The sequence below is a fragment of the Cupriavidus sp. 8B genome, from assembly GCF_054589115.1.
The window spans coordinates 114,083-131,791 of sequence record NZ_BAAILO010000404.1; the positions used below are offsets into that span (position 1 = coordinate 114,083).

Below are 17,709 nucleotides of genomic sequence, written 5' to 3' on the forward strand. Positions count from 1 at the left end.
ACAGGTCGGCCAGCGCATCGTGCGAGGCTTGCAGCGCGTAGCGGTTCGGCGCGGGCTCGAACGGCAGGCCCGTGTAGTCCGACAGCGCGCGCGCGAAGGCCGCGGCAAAACCGTGCGGCGCGTTCAGCCCGGTGCCCACCGCGGTGCCGCCCTGGGGTACCGGCATGGCGCGCAGCATGGCCTGGCGCAGGCGCGACTGGGCATCGCCTACCTGGGCTTCGTAGCCGGAGAACTCCTGGCCGAGCGTCAGCGGCACGGCGTCCTGCAGGTGCGTGCGGCCCACCTTGACGATGTCGGTGAACGCGTCCACCTTGCGCCCGAGCGCCTGCTGCAAGGTCTCCAGCGCAGGCAGCAGCTGCAACTGGATCGCCCGGGTGGCGGCGATGTGCATCGCCGTGGGAAAGCTGTCGTTGGAAGACTGGCTGGCATTGACGTGATCGTTGGGATGCACCGGCTGCCTGGTGCCCGGCTCGCCGCCGAGCAGCTGGATCGCACGGTTGGCAATCACCTCGTTCAGGTTCATATTGGTCTGCGTGCCGGAGCCGGTCTGCCAGACCGAGAGCGGGAACTCCTCGGACCACTTGCCGGCGATGATCTCCTGCGCCGCTGCCTCGATGGCGTGTGCCAGCTCCGGCTTGAGCACGCGCAGCTCGCGGTTGGCGCGGGCCGCGCAGAGCTTGAGGATGGCGAAGGCTTCGATCAGCGCTGGCGGCATCGTCTCGCTGCCGATGCGGAAGTTCTGGCGCGAACGCTCGGTCTGCGCCCCCCACAGGTGCCGGGCAGGCACTGGTACGTCGCCGAGGCTGTCGGTCTCGATGCGGATGGTGTCGTGCTTGCGCTCGGGCATTGCGTTCTCCTGTTCGGTAGAAGGCGGCTTGGCAGCAGATCCTGGGCTTTAGAATACGCTCCCGGCAGCCACGGCGTCATCCGTGCCGCCGGGCGCGGCCAGCCTGCCCCAGCGCACGAATCACAGCATCGCAGCCATGCGCTGGCCGCGAGGGCGCGGGTGCCGGTCGCCGCGCTGGTCAGCTGCCGCCTGCTGATGCGCGAGGCAGGGTCGACCACGCGCATCGTCCCCGAGCAGATGCTGGCCCGGGCGGGCGTGGTGCCCGCCAAGCGATGGAGATTGGCAGCCGGGAATCGATCCGCGAGGCGTTGATCCGCGGGCTCGGGGTGTCCATCATCGCCCGCCACGAGGTGCCCAGCCGTCCGGACCTGAAAATGCTGGATTTTGAGGGCAGTAGCGCGGAAATGAGCGAGTATCTCTATTTTTGCGCGAACGGCGGGGAGCGCGCCTGATCAATGCATTCGCTGCGGCGGCGCGCCCTGGCGCGCAGATCATGCCGGGCTAATTCGAAGCTGTCTTGGCGCTGACCGCCTTGCGGTTTCCCCCGACTTAATGTTTTACGCTTTTACCTGCCATATTTCTCCGCAGGCAAAAATTACATACGCGCAGGCTAATCATTGGCCAGGGGATGTGCTTGGCGGAGCCAATGTAGAGACATTGGCTTTGCCGGCAGCGCAAGCCACGAAGTTTTCCCCGCTTTGGAAGGGGGTGGGTTCCCGCCCGATGCGGAAACTGTCAGGCTTGCGTTCCCTGCGAAAGGCCGTGGCAGCGCCTGTGAGGGAAGCCGGGCAGACTTGGGGGCGGGTGCTCGCTATCGCGGATGTTGCAGGGATGGAACATAACTATTGTTGCTCGCAAAGCGTTTGCCCAGACTGCCGGGTTGGTAAGAAAATGGCGCTCCAACAATAAGAAGAATATTTACAGTACACAATTAAAACAGGATGTCGGGGTGAATCAAGCAATTCTGCAATATCTCACTGAGCGGCATTGCTCGTCGCAATGGCGTGACGTACTGTCGGCGCTCGCCGAAGAACTATCCGAGACCATGGACGTGGCCGGCCTGCGCGCCGTCATGTGGCGGGTTGGCGCGCGTTTTGCTAAGCGTTTCGATCCGGGCGCCTGCTCGACGCTCGCCGAGCTGGAACGGGCTGTAGCCCAGATCTGGCTGGACGTGGACTGGGGCTGGACCAGCATCGAGGATGCGGGGGGCTCGCTGGTGGTCCGGCACTACTGCGCACCGCTGAACGCGGCGCTTGGGGACGGAGCCGACGCGTGGTCGCCGGCCTTCCTGGAGGGGGCGTACCAGCACTGGTTCCGCATGCTCGGCTCGTCCGAGACCCTGCGGGTCAGCCAAAGTACGCCGATTGATGCCACCGGATGCGTGGAATTCCGGTTTGGGCGTTGATGTGCCGCTGCGGTTTACGGCAGTTTTCACGCCGGCGCCCACCCTTGCGTGAGTGAGATCCCATGAGTCAATCCGACGATTTGTCCAAGCTGTTCCAGCGTTTCGGCGGCAAGGCGGAATCCTATAAAGAGATCGTGCGCGAAGACGCGGCGTCGCAGGCGCGCGAGCGCTGGCCGCTGCTGACGTCCGTGCGGGTCGACCGCGCCGCCGTGGTGCCCCCCGTCCAGCCGGCCGCACCACATGCGCCTGAGGTTGCCAGCCCGGTTGCCGGGCAGGCCGGCTCGGCCGCGCCGTTGTGGCGCGCCGCGTTGCCTGCCGGGGACGTGCCACCGGCCGCGCAGCCGGCTCCCGCCGCCGAGGCGCCAGCCGCCCGGATAGCGCCGGCGGCCCCTGCTGCCCCGACGGTATTGAGCGCGCCCGCCTCCGCGATGCGACCGCGTTTCCGCACGCCAGAAGGCATGGCGCCAGTGGCGTCGGCCGCCATGCCGCCCTCGCCGGCAGCACCGGCAGAAGTACCGAACCCCGCCGCTGCCCCCACGCCCCAGCCAGCCAGCATTTGGGCCCCGGCGGCTCCCGCGGCTGCGGCCGCGCCGCCGGCCGAGCCCGCTCGCGCCGCCGACACCGAATTGTCCAAGGTGTTCGCCCGGCTCGAAGGCCGCCAGGAACCGGCCACCACCAGCGAGCGCGCACCCGCGCGCCGCTCCTTTCTTGATCGGCTGAATCGCTCGTGAAGATCATTGCTGTTGTTTCGGCCAAGGGCGGCGTGGGAAAGACCACGCTGTCGGCCAACCTGGCCGAAGCGCTCGCCCTCGCTGGCGAGAATGTGCTTGCCGTGGACCTGGATCCGCAAAACGCGCTGCGCCTGCATTTCGGCATGCCGCCGCAGGAAGTCGCGGGGCATGCGCGGGCCACGCTGGCCGCAGAAGCGTGGCAGCAGAGCATGTACAAGGGCCGCTCCCGCGTGCTGGTCATGCCGTTCGGCTCGCTCAACGAGGCGGACCGCTCTGCGTTTGAAACGCACCTCTCCACGCATCCGGGATGGCTGCGCACGGAGCTTGCCGGGCTCGGCCTGGGCCGCGACGACGTGGTTGTGATCGACACCCCGCCGGGCCCGTCGCCTTACATGCGTCAGGCGCTGTCCAGCGCGCAGCTATGCCTGATGGTGTCGCTGCCGGACGCCGCCTCCTACGCCACGATGCCCCTGATGGAAGACCTGATCCGCACGTATTGCGAAGGCCGGCCCGATTACCTGGGCCATGTGCTGGTGATCAACCAGGTCGACGTGAGCCGCCAGCTCGGCAAGGACGTGGTGCAGGTGCTGCGCGCCCAGCTGGGCGAGCGCGTGCTGGGCGTGATCCACCAGGACCAGGCCGTGGCCGAGGCGCTGGCCTATGACCGCAGCGTGCTCGAGTACAACCCTCACAGCCAGGCCACGCACGACCTGCAGCGCTGCGCTGCATGGGTGCGCCAGGCGCTGGCCGCTCACGGAGAAGCCGCGTGAAGCCAGCCAAGGCAAAAGCCGCCGCCGCGCCCAAAGGCGCGCGGGCCAAGGGCAAGGACAAGGTTAAAGGCAAAAGCAAAAGCAAAAGCAAAGGCGACGACAAGCCCAACGCGCTGTCGGCTGCGTTGCGGCGTTTCGGCAGCACCTTCATCGAGCTTCCCCTTTGGGATAGCGCTGCGGCGCGGGTGTTGGCGTTGCTGCTCGGGCTGTTCATGTTTGCGCTGGTCATCACGGTGCCGCTGGATTTCTGGCAGCAGGTCGGGTTTGCCGCGGTGTGCTTCGGGCTGGCGATCTGGCTGAACCGGGTCAAGGGCCATCTCGCCACGCTGATGATGGTGATCCTGTCGATCGCGGCGTCCAGCCGCTATATGTACTGGCGCCTGACGGAAACCGTGGGCCTGGGCGGTTGGTTCGACACTGTCTTCGGCATCGGCCTGGTGCTGGCCGAGATCTACGCGTTCGTGGTGCTGATCCTGGGCTACTTCCAGACCGCGTGGCCGCTCAAGCGCCGCCCGGTGGCGATGCCCGCGGACAGCGCCAGCTGGCCCACCGTGGATATCTTCATTCCGACCTACAACGAGCCGCTGTCGGTGGTCAAGCCGACGGTGTTCGCGGCGATGTCCCTGGACTGGCCGCGCGACAAGATCAATGTCTACGTGCTGGACGACGGCCGGCGCGAGGAATTTCGCGAGTTCTGCGAGAAGGTCGGCGTCACCCACGTGACGCGTAATCACAATCGCCACGCCAAGGCGGGCAATATCAACGAGGCGCTCAAGGGCACGCACGGCGAGTATGTGGCGATCTTCGATTGCGACCACATTCCCACGCGCTCCTTCCTGCAGATCAGCATGGGCTGGTTCCTCAAGGACCCCAAGCTGGCCATGCTGCAGACGCCGCACTATTTCTTCTCGCCCGACCCGTTCGAGAAAAACCTGCGCACCTTCCAGGAAGTCCCCAACGAGGGCGAGCTGTTCTACGGCCTGGTGCAGGACGGCAACGACCTGTGGGACGCCACCTTCTTCTGCGGCTCCTGCGCCGTGATCCGCCGCGCCCCGCTGCTGGAGGTGGGCGGCATCGCGGTGGAAACCGTGACCGAGGACGCGCACACCGCGCTCAAGCTGCACCGCAAGGGCTACGGCACCGCCTACCTGGCGATTCCGCAAGCCGCGGGGCTCGCAACGGAAAGCCTCTCGGGCCACGTCGGGCAGCGCATTCGCTGGGCCCGGGGCATGGCGCAGATCTGCCGGGTGGACAACCCGCTGTTCGGGCCGGGCCTGTCGATCCCGCAGCGGCTGTGCTACCTCAATGCCATGCTGCACTTCTTCTACGGCCTGCCGCGGCTGGTGTTCCTGACGGCGCCGCTGGCCTACCTGCTGTTCGGCGCCCACGTGATCCAGGCCCCGGCGCTGACCATCGCCACGTTCGCGCTGCCGCACCTGTTGCACGCGAACATGACCAACTCGCGCATCCAGGGCAAGTTCCGGCATTCGTTCTGGAACGAGGTCTACGAATCGGTGCTGGCGTGGTACATCATGCGGCCGGTGCTGGTGGCATTCGTCAACCCCGCGGCCGGCAAGTTCAACGTGACGCCCAAGGGCGGCGTGATCGAGGAAGCCTACTTCGACTGGGTGATCTCGCGGCCCTACCTGGTGCTGCTGCTGTTCAACATGCTGGGCGTGGTGGTGGGTTTCCTGCGGCTGTTCCTGTGGAATCAGTTCGAGGCCACCACGGTGGTGCTCAACCTGACCTGGACGTTCTACAACCTGATCATTCTCGGCGCCTCGATTGCGGTCGCCAGCGAGACGCGCCAGATCCGCGTGGCGCACCGGGTGGCGATGAAGCTGCCCGCCACGCTGCACTTTCCCGATGGCCGCACGCTGGTGTGCGAGACCATCGACTTCGCCGAGGGCGGCATCGGCATGCGGCTGCCGCCTGGCATGAAGGCCGCCGTGGGCGAGCAAGTGCAGATCTCGCTCTACCTGCAGAACGACGAGCACATGTTCCCCGCCAAGGTGGTGTTCCAGGGTGACACACACACCGGCCTGGAGCTGGCGGAAATGAGCCCGCGCGAGGAAATGGCGTTCGTGCAATGCACCTTTGCGCGCGCCGACGCGTGGATCGATTCGTGGGGCCGCAAGCGCCCGGATGCCCCGGGGCTGGCCGCCGGCCAGATCCTGCGCATCGGCCTGCTTGGCTTCCATAACGTGATGTTCCACCTGGGGCGCGAGATGCGCCACTTGCTGCGCCGTCCAGAACCTGGCGCTTCTACCCGTTGATCGGCCTGATCGGCCTCGTCGGCCATGCGCCGCGTCCCGCAACGGTTCGGGACGCGGCTTGACCACGCACCGGACCACTGGCAAAAAACAGAGAATGCGTTTGACCAAGACACCACGCCTGACCGATCGCTCAACTGCGCCCACAACCGCGCCCACAACCGCGCCCACAGCCGCGCGCCTGCCCGCGGCGGCCCGCCTGAGCGCATTGCTCGCGCTTGCCATGCTGACGGTGACCCCGGCCGGCGCCCAGCGCGCCGGCGTGCCCGACACCACGCGCGACGCAGTCGCCGCGCAGTCGCCCGCCGCAGTGGCCGTGCAGGCCGCCGCCGCGCCCCGCAGCGGCGCGCGCACCGTGCAGCTCACGCTCAAGCAGCTCGGCGCCACCGCGCCATTCCAGTTGCGCGGTGTGGACGCCATCAACGGCGTGCCGTTCTCGATCCGCGCCGACGAGGTCGTGACCGGGGCGCGCCTGAAGTTGCGCTACACGTACTCGCCCGCGCTGATACCGGCGCTGTCGCATATCAACGTGATGGTCAACGGCGAGGTCGCCGGTACCGTGCCGGTGCCCAAGGACACCGCGGGGACCAGCCTGGAGCGCGATGTGCCGATCGAGCCGCGGCTGATCACCGAGTTCAACCGTCTCAACCTGCAGCTGATCGGCCACTACACCACCGATTGCGAAGATCCCTTCCACTCCAGCCTGTGGGCCACCGTTGGCAATAGCAGCGTGCTGGAACTTACGCTGACGCCGGTGGCGCTGTCCAACGACCTGGCCCTGCTGCCGCTGCCGTTCTTCGATCGCCGCGACGTTGGCCGCCTCAGGCTGCCTTTTGTGTTTGCGGGCGCACCGTCGACGGCCACGCTGGAAGCCGCGGGCACGGTTTCGTCGTGGTTCGGCGCGCTGGCCGGCTATCGCGGCGCATCGTTTGCCGCCACGCTCAACCAGGTGCCCGCCACTGGCAATGCGGTGGTGTTCGTCACCAACGAAGAAAAGCCCGCCGGCGTGCAGGTGCCCGCCATCAGCGGTCCGTCGATCGCGGTGGTGCCCAATCCGGGCGACGCCAACGCCAAGCTGCTGCTGGTGATGGGCCGCGATAGCGCCGAGCTCAAAACCGCGGCGCAGGCGCTCGCGCTCGGCGCGCGCGCGCTGTCCGGGCAGAACGCCACCATCAACAAGCTCGAAGACGTGGCGCCGCGAGTGCCCTACGACGCACCCAACTGGATCCGCAGCGACCGCCCGGTGCGCTTTGGCGAGCTTGCCGAAGTGCGCGACCTCAATGTCTCGGGCTACAGCCCGGACCTCGTGCGGGTGAATTTCCGGCTGCCGCCCGACCTGTTCGGCTGGCGCAGCAAGGGCATCCCGATCGACCTGAAGTACCGCTATACGCCGCGCCCGGTGGTGGACAAGTCCACCCTCAACATCAGCGTCAGCAACCAGTTCCTGCGCGCGTACGCGCTGCGCTCGGTCAGGAACCAGGATGGCGGCGCCAGCCAGTTGCTGGCCAAGGTGCTGCCGGATGGCTCGGTGCCGGTCGATGAGCACATCGAGCTGCCGCTGTTCATGCTGCCCGCGCAGTCGCAGCTGCAGTTCCATTTCTACTACGACTACCTCAAGCAGGGCGCGTGCAAGGACGTGATGCTGGACAATGTCAAGGGCGCGATCGATCCTGACTCCACCATCAACATCACCGGCCTGCCGCACTTTATCGCGCTGCCTGACCTGGCCGTGTTCGGCAACAGCGGCTTCCCGTTCACGCGCATGGCCGACCTCTCCGAGACCGCGGTCATCCTGCCGGACAAGCCTGCCGCCGAGGACTACTCGACCTACCTCACGCTGATGGGGCGCATGGGCGAATCCACCGGCTATCCCGCCACCGGGGTGGCCGTGAGCGCCGCCGCGCAGGTCGGCAAGCAAGCCGCGCGCGACCTGCTGGTGATCGGCACCACGCAGAGCCAGCCGCTCTTCACGCAATGGGCCGAGCGCATGCCGGTCACGCTGGCCGGCAATGAAAAGCGCTTTGCGCTGACCGATCTGGTGTCCACCGTGACGGGCTGGTGGAACGGTGCGGATGGCACGCGCAACCGCCCGGTCGAGACGCGCATGTCGATCAGCAGTGCCAGCACCGATGCCGCGCTCAGCGCCTTCGAGTCGCCGCTGGCATCCGGGCGCAGCGTGGTGGCCGTCACCAGCAACGCGCCGCAAGGCCTGCTGGCCATGACCGAGGTGCTGCTCGATCCCGACCAGGTCACGAACGTGCAAGGCAGCCTGGCGCTGGTGCGCGGCAAGGAGATCAACAGCCTGGCGGTCCAGCAGAACTACTACGTGGGCAAGCTGCGGCCCTGGACCTATGTGCAGTGGTGGCTCTCGCAGCGGCCGCTCGCCATGGTGCTGATGATCGGCGGCGCCGCACTGCTGCTGGCGGTGTTGATGTATCTGTCGCTGCGGGCACGCGCCGCGCGCCGCAAGCTAGGGGAACACAAGTGAGCGTGAACCGCATTCGCCGCCTATGGCTCGCGGGCTTGCCCGGCCTGGGCGCGCTCGCGGCGCTGGGTGGCTGGCCCGCGCTGGCCCACGGCGCCGCGCCGAAGACATCGGCGCCGGCCGCCTGCGCGTGGCCGCTGTACCAGCAGTTCCTGTCCCGCTTCGTGCAGGCCGACGGCCGCGTGCTCGACCCGTCCACCAAGGAGCAGCAAAGCACCTCCGAGGGCCAGTCCTACGGCATGGTGTTTGCCCTGATGGCCAACGACCGCGCCACCTTCGACCGCCTCTGGCAATGGAGCATTGCCAACCTCGGCGCGGGCAACCTGCAGGACAAGCTGCCCGCCTGGCAGTGGGGCCACCGGGCCGACGGCTCGTGGGGCGTGATCGACGCGAACCCCGCATCGGATGCCGACTTGTGGTTCGCTTTCGCGCTGCTCGAAGCCGCGCGGTTGTGGAAGCAGCCGCGCTATGGCGAGCAGGCGCGCGCGCTGCTCAAGCTGGTGGCCAGGCAAGAGGTGGTGTCGCTGCCCGGCTTTGGCACCATGCTATTGCCGGGCCCGCAGGGTTTTGCCCAAGGCAACGCCGATGGCCCGCGCCAGTGGCGCCTCAATGCCAGCTACCTGCCGGTGCCATTGCTGCGCCGCCTGGCTGGCGCCGAGCCGTCCGGCCCTTGGGGGCAGCTTGCCACGCAGGCCGGCAAGCTGGTCGAGGCGGTGGCCAGGCAGGGCATCGTGCCCGACTGGTCGGCCTACCGCAGCGACGCTGGCGGCAGCGGCTTTCTCACCGACCCGGACAAGGGCGATGTCAGCAGCTACGACGCTATCCGCGTCTACCTGTGGGCCGGCGTGACGCCACGCGGCGACGCCGCTGGCCGCCTGCTGATGAAGGCGCTGGCGCCGCAGGCGCAGCGCATGGCGGGACGCGCCGCGCCGCCCGAGCGCATGCACGCCGATAGTGGCGCGGTGGAAGGCGACGGCCCGACGGGCTTCTCCGCCGCGCTGGTGCCGTTCCTGCAGGCGGCCGGATCGCCGGTAGCCGCGGTGCAGCGCACCCGGGCCGAGACGATGATCGACGCCGCCACGGGCAAGTCCGCTGCCACGTACTACGACACCGTATTGGGATTATTCGGCCTCGGCTTTGCCGAAGGCCGCTACCGGTTCGCGCCTTCGGGGCAACTGGAGCTGGAGTGGGAGAAGACATGTCGAACCGCAAGCGCCCGGCCATGAACGGACGCGCGAACACACCCCGCCCGACGAGCGGGCAGCATATTCCCGCGGACACCGCGCGCGGCAAGGGCCTGCGCGCCAAGACACTGGTGCTGAGCCTGCTGGCGGCGTTTGCCGCAGCTGCCACGGCGCAGGAAGATCCGGTCAAGCTGTTGGTGGACCAGGGCAAGTACTGGCAGGAACGCGGCCGCAGCGACCGCGCCGCCGAAGCGTGGCAAAAGATCCTGCGGCTGAATCCGGCCCAGCCCGAAGCCCTGTACGGCATGGGCGTGGCCGAAGCCGAGGCGGGCCGCCCCGACGGCGCGCGCACCTACCTGGAGCGACTGAAGAAGGCCCAGCCCAACTCCCCGCTGGTGGCGCGCCTCACGCAGGTGATCAGCAGCGGCGGCGTGACCCAGCAGGTCGAGCAGGCGCGCCAGCTGGCGCGCAGCGGCCAGAGCGAGGAAGCCGTCAAGCGCTATCAGCAAGCCGCGGGCGGCGCGGTGCCGCAGGGCAACCTGGCGCTGGAGTACTACCAGACGCTGGGTGGCACGGCGCAAGGCTGGGAAGAAGCCCGCAAGGGCCTGGAGCAACTGGCCCGCGCCAATCCGTCGGACAACCGCGCGCAGCTCGCGCTGGCGCAGCACCTGACCTACCGCGAGTCCGCGCGGCGCGACGGCATCCGCCAGCTGGAGGCGCTGTCCAAAAGCAGCGACGTAGCCGGCCAGGCCGGCGAGAGCTGGCGGCGGGCCCTGACCTGGCTGGGCGGCCGGCCGGCGGATGCGCCGCTGTACCAGGCATGGCTGGCAAGCCATCCCGACGACGCCACCATCCGCGCCAAGCTCGATGCGGTCAAGGCCCAGCATCAGCAACAGCAACAGCAGCAAGCCACGCAAGCGGCCGGCGCCGCCAGCAACCCGGTGCGCCAGATCGTGCAGCAAGGCTTCGATGCCATGGATGCCGGCGACCTCGAGCGCGCCGGCGACCGGTTCCAGACCGCGTTGCAGGAGCGCCCCGGCGACGCCGACGCGCTCGGCGGCATGGGCGTGCTGCGCCTCAAGCAGGAGAAGTTTGCCGAGGCGGTGGATTTCCTCGACCAGGCCGCCAAGCGCGGTGCCGGCGGGCGCTACCGCAGCGCGCAGAACAGTGCCACGTACTGGCTGCTGTCCGAGCAGGCCAGTGCAGCGCGTGGCGCGGGCAACCGCGCCGAGGCGCGCAGCCTGCTGGAGCGCGCGATCAAGCTCGATGCGCGCGAGCCCTCTGCCCAGGTGGCGCTGGCCGACGTGATGGCCGAGGAAGGCCAGTACGCCCAGGCCGAAGCTGCCTATCGCCGCGTGCTCAAGCAACAGCCCGACAATCCCGACGCCACGCGCGGCCTGGTGGGCGTGCTGGCGGCGCAGAACAAGAGCGCGGAAGCACTCGCCATCGTGCAGAACCTCACGCCGGCCCAGCAGGACAAGGTTGGCTCGCTGGGCAAGCTGCGCGCCGAAGAGGCCCGCGGCCAGGCCCGCGCCGCCTTGCAGCGCGGCGATACCGCCGGCGCGCGCCGCGCGCTGGAAGACGCGATGGCGGCCGACCCTACCAACCCGTGGGTGCGGCTGGATGTGGCACGCGCCTATGCGTCGATGGGCTTGAAGGAGCAGGCGCGCAGCGTCATGGACGGCCTGCTGCTGTCCAATCCCAATATGCCGGACGCGCTGTACGCGAGCGCACTGCTGTCGGCCGAAACCGGCGACTGGCAAAGCGGGCTCGATGCGCTGGAGCGCATTCCGCCGCAGAACCGCACCCGCGACATGGGCACCCTGCAGCGCCGCCTGTGGGTGCACGCCGAAGCCGACCGCGCCAGCGGGCTTGCCGCCGCCGGCCAGCAGGCCGCCGCGCTGGGCGTGCTGCAGCAAGCCCAGCGCTACGCCCAGCAGGACCCCGACCAGCTCGGCGCGCTGGCGCTGGCTTACGCCGATGCGGGCGACGAGGCGCGCGCTCTCTCGCTGATGCGCAACGTCATGGGCCGCACGGTGCGCCCGGACGTTGGCATGCAACTGCAGTACGCCGCCATCCTGCTCAAGACCAAGCAGGACGTGGAACTGGCCGGCGTGCTGCGCCAGCTTGCCAGCGCCAACCTGAGCAACTCGCAACGCCGCGACTATGACGACCTGCGGGTCGCCTACATCGTGCGGCAGGCCGATGCGCTGACCGAGAGCGGCGACCTCGTGGCAGCCTACGACATGCTGGCGCCGGCGCTCTCCGAGCGCCCCGGCAACGGCGCCGTGCGCGCCAGCCTGGCGCGCATGTATGCGCAGGCGGGCGAGAACAAGAAGGCGCTGACGCTGTACGAGAGCGTGCTGGAGAAGGATCCGCGCAACCTCGACCTGATGCTGGCGGCAATCGGCACCGCCACCGCCGCCAAGGAATTCAGCTGGGCCGAAGGCACGTTGCAGATGGCGCTGGCGCAGGCACCCAAGTCGCCCAAGGTGCTGACCGCCGCCGGGCGGCTCTACCGCGCCCAAGGCAAGACCTCGCGCGCTGCTGAGTACTTCCGCGCAGCGGTGGCGGCAGAGAACGCCGCGGGCGTGTCCTCGGCAAGCGCGCGCCCGGATGGCGCGGGCTTCGACCGCGTGCCGTCCAACCCGTTTGTCGGCCTGCCTGGCCAGCGCGGCAACTCGCAGTTGCCGCCGCCCGGGTCGCAGGCGCCGTACCTGATCGTGCCGGGCCCCACGCGCGCCGCGGCCGCACCCCAGCCCGTGATGGCCGCCACGGCGCCCGCGCCGGTGATGATGAGCGCCGGCGCACAAGCCTCGCAACCCTATATCCCTACGCCGGTGTCCGCTGCCGGGCAGGGCATGGCGCCGGCGATCCAGCAGCCGCAGGCTTACTATCCGCAGCAGGCGCAAGCGCCCATGTCGATGCAGGCGCCTGCCAGCACGCGCGGCAAGAACGCGCGCGCGGCCAAGGCGGGCCCGCAGGCCTATCCAGCCAATCAGGCCAATCAGGCCAACCAGGCTTACCCCGCCTATCCTGCCAACGCGCAGGCCGCCCAGCAGCCGGGCGTGCCATATCCAGTGCCGCAGCAAGCCGCGGCAGCGCAGTATCCCGTCGCGCAGTACGCCGCGCCGGCAGCCGGCGGTTATGCGGCGCCGCCCGCGCCCGCCACGCCGGCGCGCGAGCCGATCGGCGCGCAGTCGCGCGCGCCCTGGCTGGCCGAAGCCGATTCGCAGGCCAACCCGACCGGGCCCAAGACCGCGCAGCAAGAACTCAACGAGATCGAATCCCAGCGCACCAGCACGCTCGCCGGTGGCCCCGTGCTACGCGGGCGCAATGGCGACTCCGGCATGAGCCAGCTCACCGAGATGCAGGTGGTGGCCGAGGCCAAGATGGCCGTCGGCAACGGCAAGCTGGTGGCGCGCGTGACCCCGGTCGCGCTCGACGCCGGCTCGGTCGGCAGCGACTACAACAGCGCCTCGCGCTTTGGCGGCGGCCCGCTGGCTTTCCCCGTGGGCGGCGCGCCCGTCAACCTGGCCAACACGCCACTGAAATCCACTTCCGCGGGCCCGCAGAACGCCTTTGGCGTGGCGGTTGGCGTGGCCTATGAATCGGACCGTTTCAAGGCCGACCTGGGCAGCACGCCGCTGGGCTTCCGCTACGCCGACGTCAACACCGGCGCGCGCCTCAACTTGCCGCTCACGCAACGCACCACGCTGTCGCTCGGCGCATCGCGCCGCCCCGTCACGGATAGCTTGCTGTCATACGCGGGCGTGCGGGATGAGCGCACCGGCCTGCAATGGGGTGGCGTGATGAACACCAGCGCACGCGCCGACCTGGGCTGGGACGATGGCTTCTTCGGCATCTACGGCTACGGTGGCTACGGCTTGCTGACCGGGCACGACGTGAAGCGCAACACCCGCTGGGAAGGTGGCGGCGGCTTCTACCTGCGCCTGATCGACAACGCCGAGCAACGCCTGATGAGCGGCGTCAACTTCACCTCGATGGGGTACGCGGATAACCTGCGCTACTTCACCTTCGGCCAGGGCGGCTATTTCAGCCCGCAGACCTATTTCGCCGTGACCGTGCCGCTCTCGCTCGCAGGGCGCAGCGGCCGGCTGGCCTACAATGTGCGCGGCGCGCTCGGCATGCAGGCCTTTCGCGAGGATGCATCGGACTATTTCCCGACCGATGGGGCGGCCCAGGCCGCCGCCAATGCGACGGTCGCCACGGCCAACGGCAAGGGCCTTACCAACTCCACCTCCGCGGTCTATCCCGGCCAGTCCAAGACCGGCCTGGCCTACAATCTGGTTGGCTCGGTGGAGTACCAGGCAGCCCAGCAGCTGTTTGTCGGTGGCCTGCTCGGTATCGACAACGCGCGCGACTATCGCCAGTGGTATGCCGGCGTCTATGTGCGCTACGCGTTGCAACGCCAGGCCGGGCTGATCGCGTTCCCGCCGGTGGCGCCGCAGTCCGCTGTAGGCCCGGCGCCGTTCTGAGGGGCGCGCAACGGATGAATCAATCAAGTGAAGCGCAGCCAGGCGGCTGCGCAAAGGAAGGCCATCATGGGTGAAGCAAAACAACGGGGCAGCCAGGCAGAGCGCGCCGACCAGGCCCGCGCGCGGCTCGAAGGCATGCGGCCCGCGCAACTGGTGTGCGGCGCGTGCAAGACGGCGTTCAGTACCTTCGATGCCATCGACGCCCCCAACCTGCGCGGCATCGATGCCGTGTTTGGCGGGCAGTGCCCGAACTGCGGCAACGATGTGCTGGTGTTCAAGGGCGAGCCCAACGCCGTGGCGGATGCCATGGTGGCATGGGAGCGGATGATGGGCGCGGATACCAAGCTGGGCTACCAGTCGCGCGACGGCAAGCACGTGCCGTTCGAAGAAGGCAAGTAAGCCAGCTAAGTCAGCTATCCAGCAGTTCCGGCGGCCCCATCTCGAAGCGGCCCCGGCCTGCCGCCTTGGCGCGGTAGAGCAGGGTATCGGCCTGGCGCATCAGTTCCTGGTCCGGCATGGGCGCGCCCTTGTAGAGCGCCACGCCAATGCTCACATCCACATCGGCAAACACGCCGTCGATGAAAAAGCGCCGGCTCACCGAATGCATGATGGCCTGCGCAATGCGCTGCGCATTGGCCGCGCCGCCGATATCCTCCAGCACCACCGCGAACTCGTCGCCGCCCAGGCGCGCCACCGTGTCGCGCTCGCGCACGCAGCGCTGCAGGCGCCGCCCGAAGGCTTGCAGCAACAGGTCGCCGGTGATGTGGCCGTGGAAGTCGTTGACCGCCTTGAAGCGATCCATGTCCAGGTAGAGCAGCGCCATGAGCCGGCCTTCTTCGCGGCTGCGCCCCATGGCGGCCTGCAGCAGCGCCTCGAACGCGCTGCGGTTGAGCAGCTGGGTCAGGTGGTCGAGCCGGGAGATGCGCGATAGCCGCAGGGTCTCCAGCTTGCGCTGGGTCACGTCCTGCACATGTACATGCACGCCCACCACGTGGCCGCCGTCCGCGCTCCACTCGGGGCGCAGATTGGTTTCCAGGCAGTGGTACTCGGGTTCGGTCTCCTCGATCTCGAACGTCGCCGCGGTGCCTGCCAGTGCCTTTATCAGGAATGGCCGGGCGCGCGCGTAGCGGATCTCGCCAATCACCTCGCGCACGGTCATGCCGCGCAGCGCCTTCACGGGGATGCCATAGGTCCGCTCGTAGGCGAGGTTGTTGAAGACATAGCGCTCGTCGGGGCCAACAAAGGCCAGCAGCGCGGGCAGCGTATCGGTGACCGCGCGCAGCTGGCGCTCGCTCAGGTCAAGCTGCTCGCGCCGCTCGCGCACGTCATGCATCAACTGCACGAAGGCACGGGCCAGGTCGCCGATCTCGTCATGCTGCTGTGCCGGCAGTTTTTCGTAGGCAGAGAGGTCGTGCGCGCTGTCGCTTACCACCTGGTGCAGGCGCGTGAGTGGCGCCAGCAGGTAGCGCAGCGTCAGCCAGATCAGCAGGGCCACCACCGCCAGCGACAACAGCGCCAGCGTGAGGAAGCGCCTTTGCATGGCGTGCAGCGGCGCAAAGGCTTCCTGCGCGGGCAGCACCGCTACCAGCTCCCAGCCAGTGCTCTCCATCAGGTAGCGCGAGATCAGCGGCCTGGCGGGCGAGAGAAATTCGATACGGCCGCTGCGCTCGTCGACGCCGCAGGCGTCTCCCAGCGCGCGGGCCGGTTGCGTGGCCTTGGCCGGATCGGGGTGGCGCACATAGACCGGCATCCGCCCTCCCGATACCAGGCAATAGAAGCCGGTGGTGCCGAGCCGGTTGTGGGTGATCTCCACCAGGAAGTTGGCGCTCGACAGGTCGAGCCAGCCGCCCAGCAGGCCGAGGAATTCGCCTTGCTGCGAGACGATGGGCACCGCCATCAGCACGCCGGTCGCGCCATTGAAGCGAGCGCGGATAGGCGGGGTGATCACGGGCTCAAGGGTACGCGCGGCTTCGCGGAAGTAGTCACGGTCAGCGATGTTTATCGGCACGCCATCCTGTGCCAGGACGCGGCCCTGGGCATCGGCCACCATGAACGCATTGAAGGTGCCGGGCACGGGAATCCGCCGCTCCAGCAGGCGGCGCAGCTCGGCGCCGGGGCGGGAGAGCTCGCCGGCCAGTTGCGGCGCCACGTGGGACAGCAGGGTGATGCGGTCCTCCATGGCGGTGTCGAGCTGGTCCGCGGCGAGCTTGACGATGGAATCCTGCTGGTCTTGCAGCGCGGCGCGCAGGTCGTCGTGTGCGTAATAGAGCGATGCCAGCACGATGCCGGTACCAAGCACGGCGGCAAGCGCCGTGGTAATCAGCGCGAGACGCGCCTTCAGGGAAAGCGAAACTTGGGGCATGCGAGCCGGCGGTGTCGTGGGACGGCGCGCGCCTTCTGGACGGCCGGCCCGCATGGTTGCCGGGAGTCGGGCTTCGGCAGGCTTGCGGGCCCGCCAACCCTACCACAAGCGCTAGCCCCGCGCGAGTCCGACAGGCGCGCGCGCGCGCGCCGCGCCCGCCAGCGTGTGGCGCCGCACGTTACGGCGGCACGCCGGGGGTGGGCGAGCCTTTGCCGCCACGGTATAGTGGGCCGTCGCCCGGCGGCGGCAGGGCGAGGCCACCGAGGGCTCCCATCCGCACCCCCAATTCATGAAACTGCCCTCAATTTCGCCAGTCCTGCTGTCCCTGCTGGTCGCCGCGGCCGGCGCTCTGGCGACTGGCGGCGCCTGGCGTAGCATGCATGCACTCGAGCGCGAGGTGGCGCGCGACGATTTCGAGGCGGTGTTCTCGCCGGTCTTCTCCGGCTTGCAACGGCGCCTGCAGGACAACGAGCAACTGCTGCGCGGCACCACCGGGCTGTTCGCCGCCGATCCCGCCCTCACCCGCGAGCAGTGGCGCAACTACCTGTACACCACCCAGCTGGATGACCTGCCGCCCGGCACCCATTCGATCGGCTATGCGCGCCTGACCCCGCCAAGGGAGCTCGACTGGCTGGTCGAGACGATACGCCGCCAGGGCCAGCCCGGCTTCGAGGTGTACCCGCTGGGCCCGCGTGACGTGTATGCGCCCGTGGTATATGTCGAGCCCTTTGCCGGGCGCATCACGCGGGCGCTTGGCTTTGACATCATGTCCGATCCCGTGCGCCGTGCTGCCGCCGAGGCTGCACGCGATAGCGGCGAGGCGCGCCTGAGCGGCGGCGTGGAACTCACGCGCGAGAACGAGACGCAGGCGCCGCAGCGTGGCGCGGTGCTGTACCTGCCGGTGTACGGCAGCGGCCTGCCCCTGAACACCCCCACCCAGCGGCAGCAGGCCGTGACCGGCTATGTCTACACGTCCCTGCGCCTGGGAGACCTGCTGCGCGGGGTCAGCCTGCCAGCGGCTGGCACCTTGTCGCTGCTGCTCTATGAAGGCCGCGACACCAGGCCCAGCGCGCTCCTGGCCGGTGACGCCGAGCCCGTGCCGGCTGGCGCGCCAGCCCCGGCGCCGCTGCTGCAGGCCGAACGCGAGCTGAAC

At 68.8% G+C, this 17,709-nt stretch carries 11 protein-coding genes and 1 pseudogene; 10 read left to right on the top strand and 2 right to left on the bottom strand.

Translation table 11 applies throughout. The features are described from left to right. A partial coding sequence (locus tag ACYP5B_RS38265; protein WP_459573040.1) for a lyase family protein occupies positions 1-847 on the bottom strand: 847 nt, incomplete at its 3' end. Between the two features lie 126 nt (positions 848-973). On the opposite strand from ACYP5B_RS38265, the pseudogene ACYP5B_RS38270 reads away from it, so the two are divergent. From ACYP5B_RS38270 to ACYP5B_RS38310, 9 genes and pseudogenes are all read left to right on the top strand, one after another. Beyond that, positions 974-1,352: pseudogene (locus ACYP5B_RS38270) on the top strand (LysR substrate-binding domain-containing protein); the annotation flags it as partial. Between the two features lie 444 nt (positions 1,353-1,796). Continuing rightward, positions 1,797-2,252, top strand: coding sequence for a cellulose biosynthesis protein BcsD (bcsD, locus tag ACYP5B_RS38275; protein WP_459573041.1), 456 nt, complete (start codon positions 1,797-1,799; stop codon positions 2,250-2,252). A gap of 62 nt (positions 2,253-2,314) precedes the next feature. After that, on the top strand, positions 2,315-2,983 hold the full coding sequence (gene bcsP / locus ACYP5B_RS38280; protein WP_459573042.1) for a cellulose biosynthesis protein BcsP: 669 nt from the start codon (positions 2,315-2,317) through the stop codon (positions 2,981-2,983). Beyond that, on the top strand, positions 2,980-3,753 hold the full coding sequence (gene bcsQ, locus ACYP5B_RS38285) for a cellulose biosynthesis protein BcsQ (protein WP_400102856.1): 774 nt from the start codon (positions 2,980-2,982) through the stop codon (positions 3,751-3,753). Before bcsP ends, bcsQ begins: the two co-directional genes overlap by 4 nt. Next, positions 3,750-6,029 (top strand): UDP-forming cellulose synthase catalytic subunit, encoded by a 2,280-nt coding sequence (bcsA, locus tag ACYP5B_RS38290; protein WP_459573043.1) that lies wholly within the window; start codon positions 3,750-3,752, stop codon positions 6,027-6,029. The genes bcsQ and bcsA overlap by 4 nt, the downstream gene beginning before the upstream one ends. A gap of 220 nt (positions 6,030-6,249) precedes the next feature. Further along, positions 6,250-8,514, top strand: a complete 2,265-nt coding sequence (gene bcsB / locus ACYP5B_RS38295; RefSeq protein ID WP_459573056.1) for a cellulose biosynthesis cyclic di-GMP-binding regulatory protein BcsB — start codon at positions 6,250-6,252, stop codon at positions 8,512-8,514. Beyond that, a complete protein-coding gene (bcsZ, locus tag ACYP5B_RS38300) occupies positions 8,511-9,737 on the top strand; it encodes a cellulose synthase complex periplasmic endoglucanase BcsZ (RefSeq protein ID WP_459573044.1) in 1,227 nt (408 codons plus the stop codon). Before bcsB ends, bcsZ begins: the two co-directional genes overlap by 4 nt. Then, the gene (locus ACYP5B_RS38305; RefSeq protein ID WP_459573045.1) at positions 9,710-14,194 is read left to right on the top strand and encodes a cellulose synthase subunit BcsC-related outer membrane protein; all 4,485 of its coding nucleotides are present in this window, start codon (positions 9,710-9,712) and stop codon (positions 14,192-14,194) included. Before bcsZ ends, ACYP5B_RS38305 begins: the two co-directional genes overlap by 28 nt. Before the next feature lie 66 nt (positions 14,195-14,260). Beyond that, positions 14,261-14,593 carry a hypothetical protein gene (locus tag ACYP5B_RS38310; protein ID WP_318236199.1) on the top strand — a complete coding sequence of 111 codons (333 nt, stop codon included), beginning with the start codon at positions 14,261-14,263 and terminating at the stop codon, positions 14,591-14,593. A gap of 10 nt (positions 14,594-14,603) precedes the next feature. Here ACYP5B_RS38310 and ACYP5B_RS38315 read toward each other — a convergent pair whose 3' ends face one another. Then, positions 14,604-16,556 (bottom strand): sensor domain-containing diguanylate cyclase, encoded by a 1,953-nt coding sequence (locus tag ACYP5B_RS38315; RefSeq protein ID WP_459573046.1) that lies wholly within the window; start codon positions 16,554-16,556, stop codon positions 14,604-14,606. Positions 16,557-16,845: 289 nt separating this feature from the next. On the opposite strand from ACYP5B_RS38315, the gene ACYP5B_RS38320 reads away from it, so the two are divergent. Next, positions 16,846-17,709: CHASE domain-containing protein (locus ACYP5B_RS38320; protein WP_459573047.1), on the top strand; the 864-nt coding region annotated here is incomplete at its 3' end.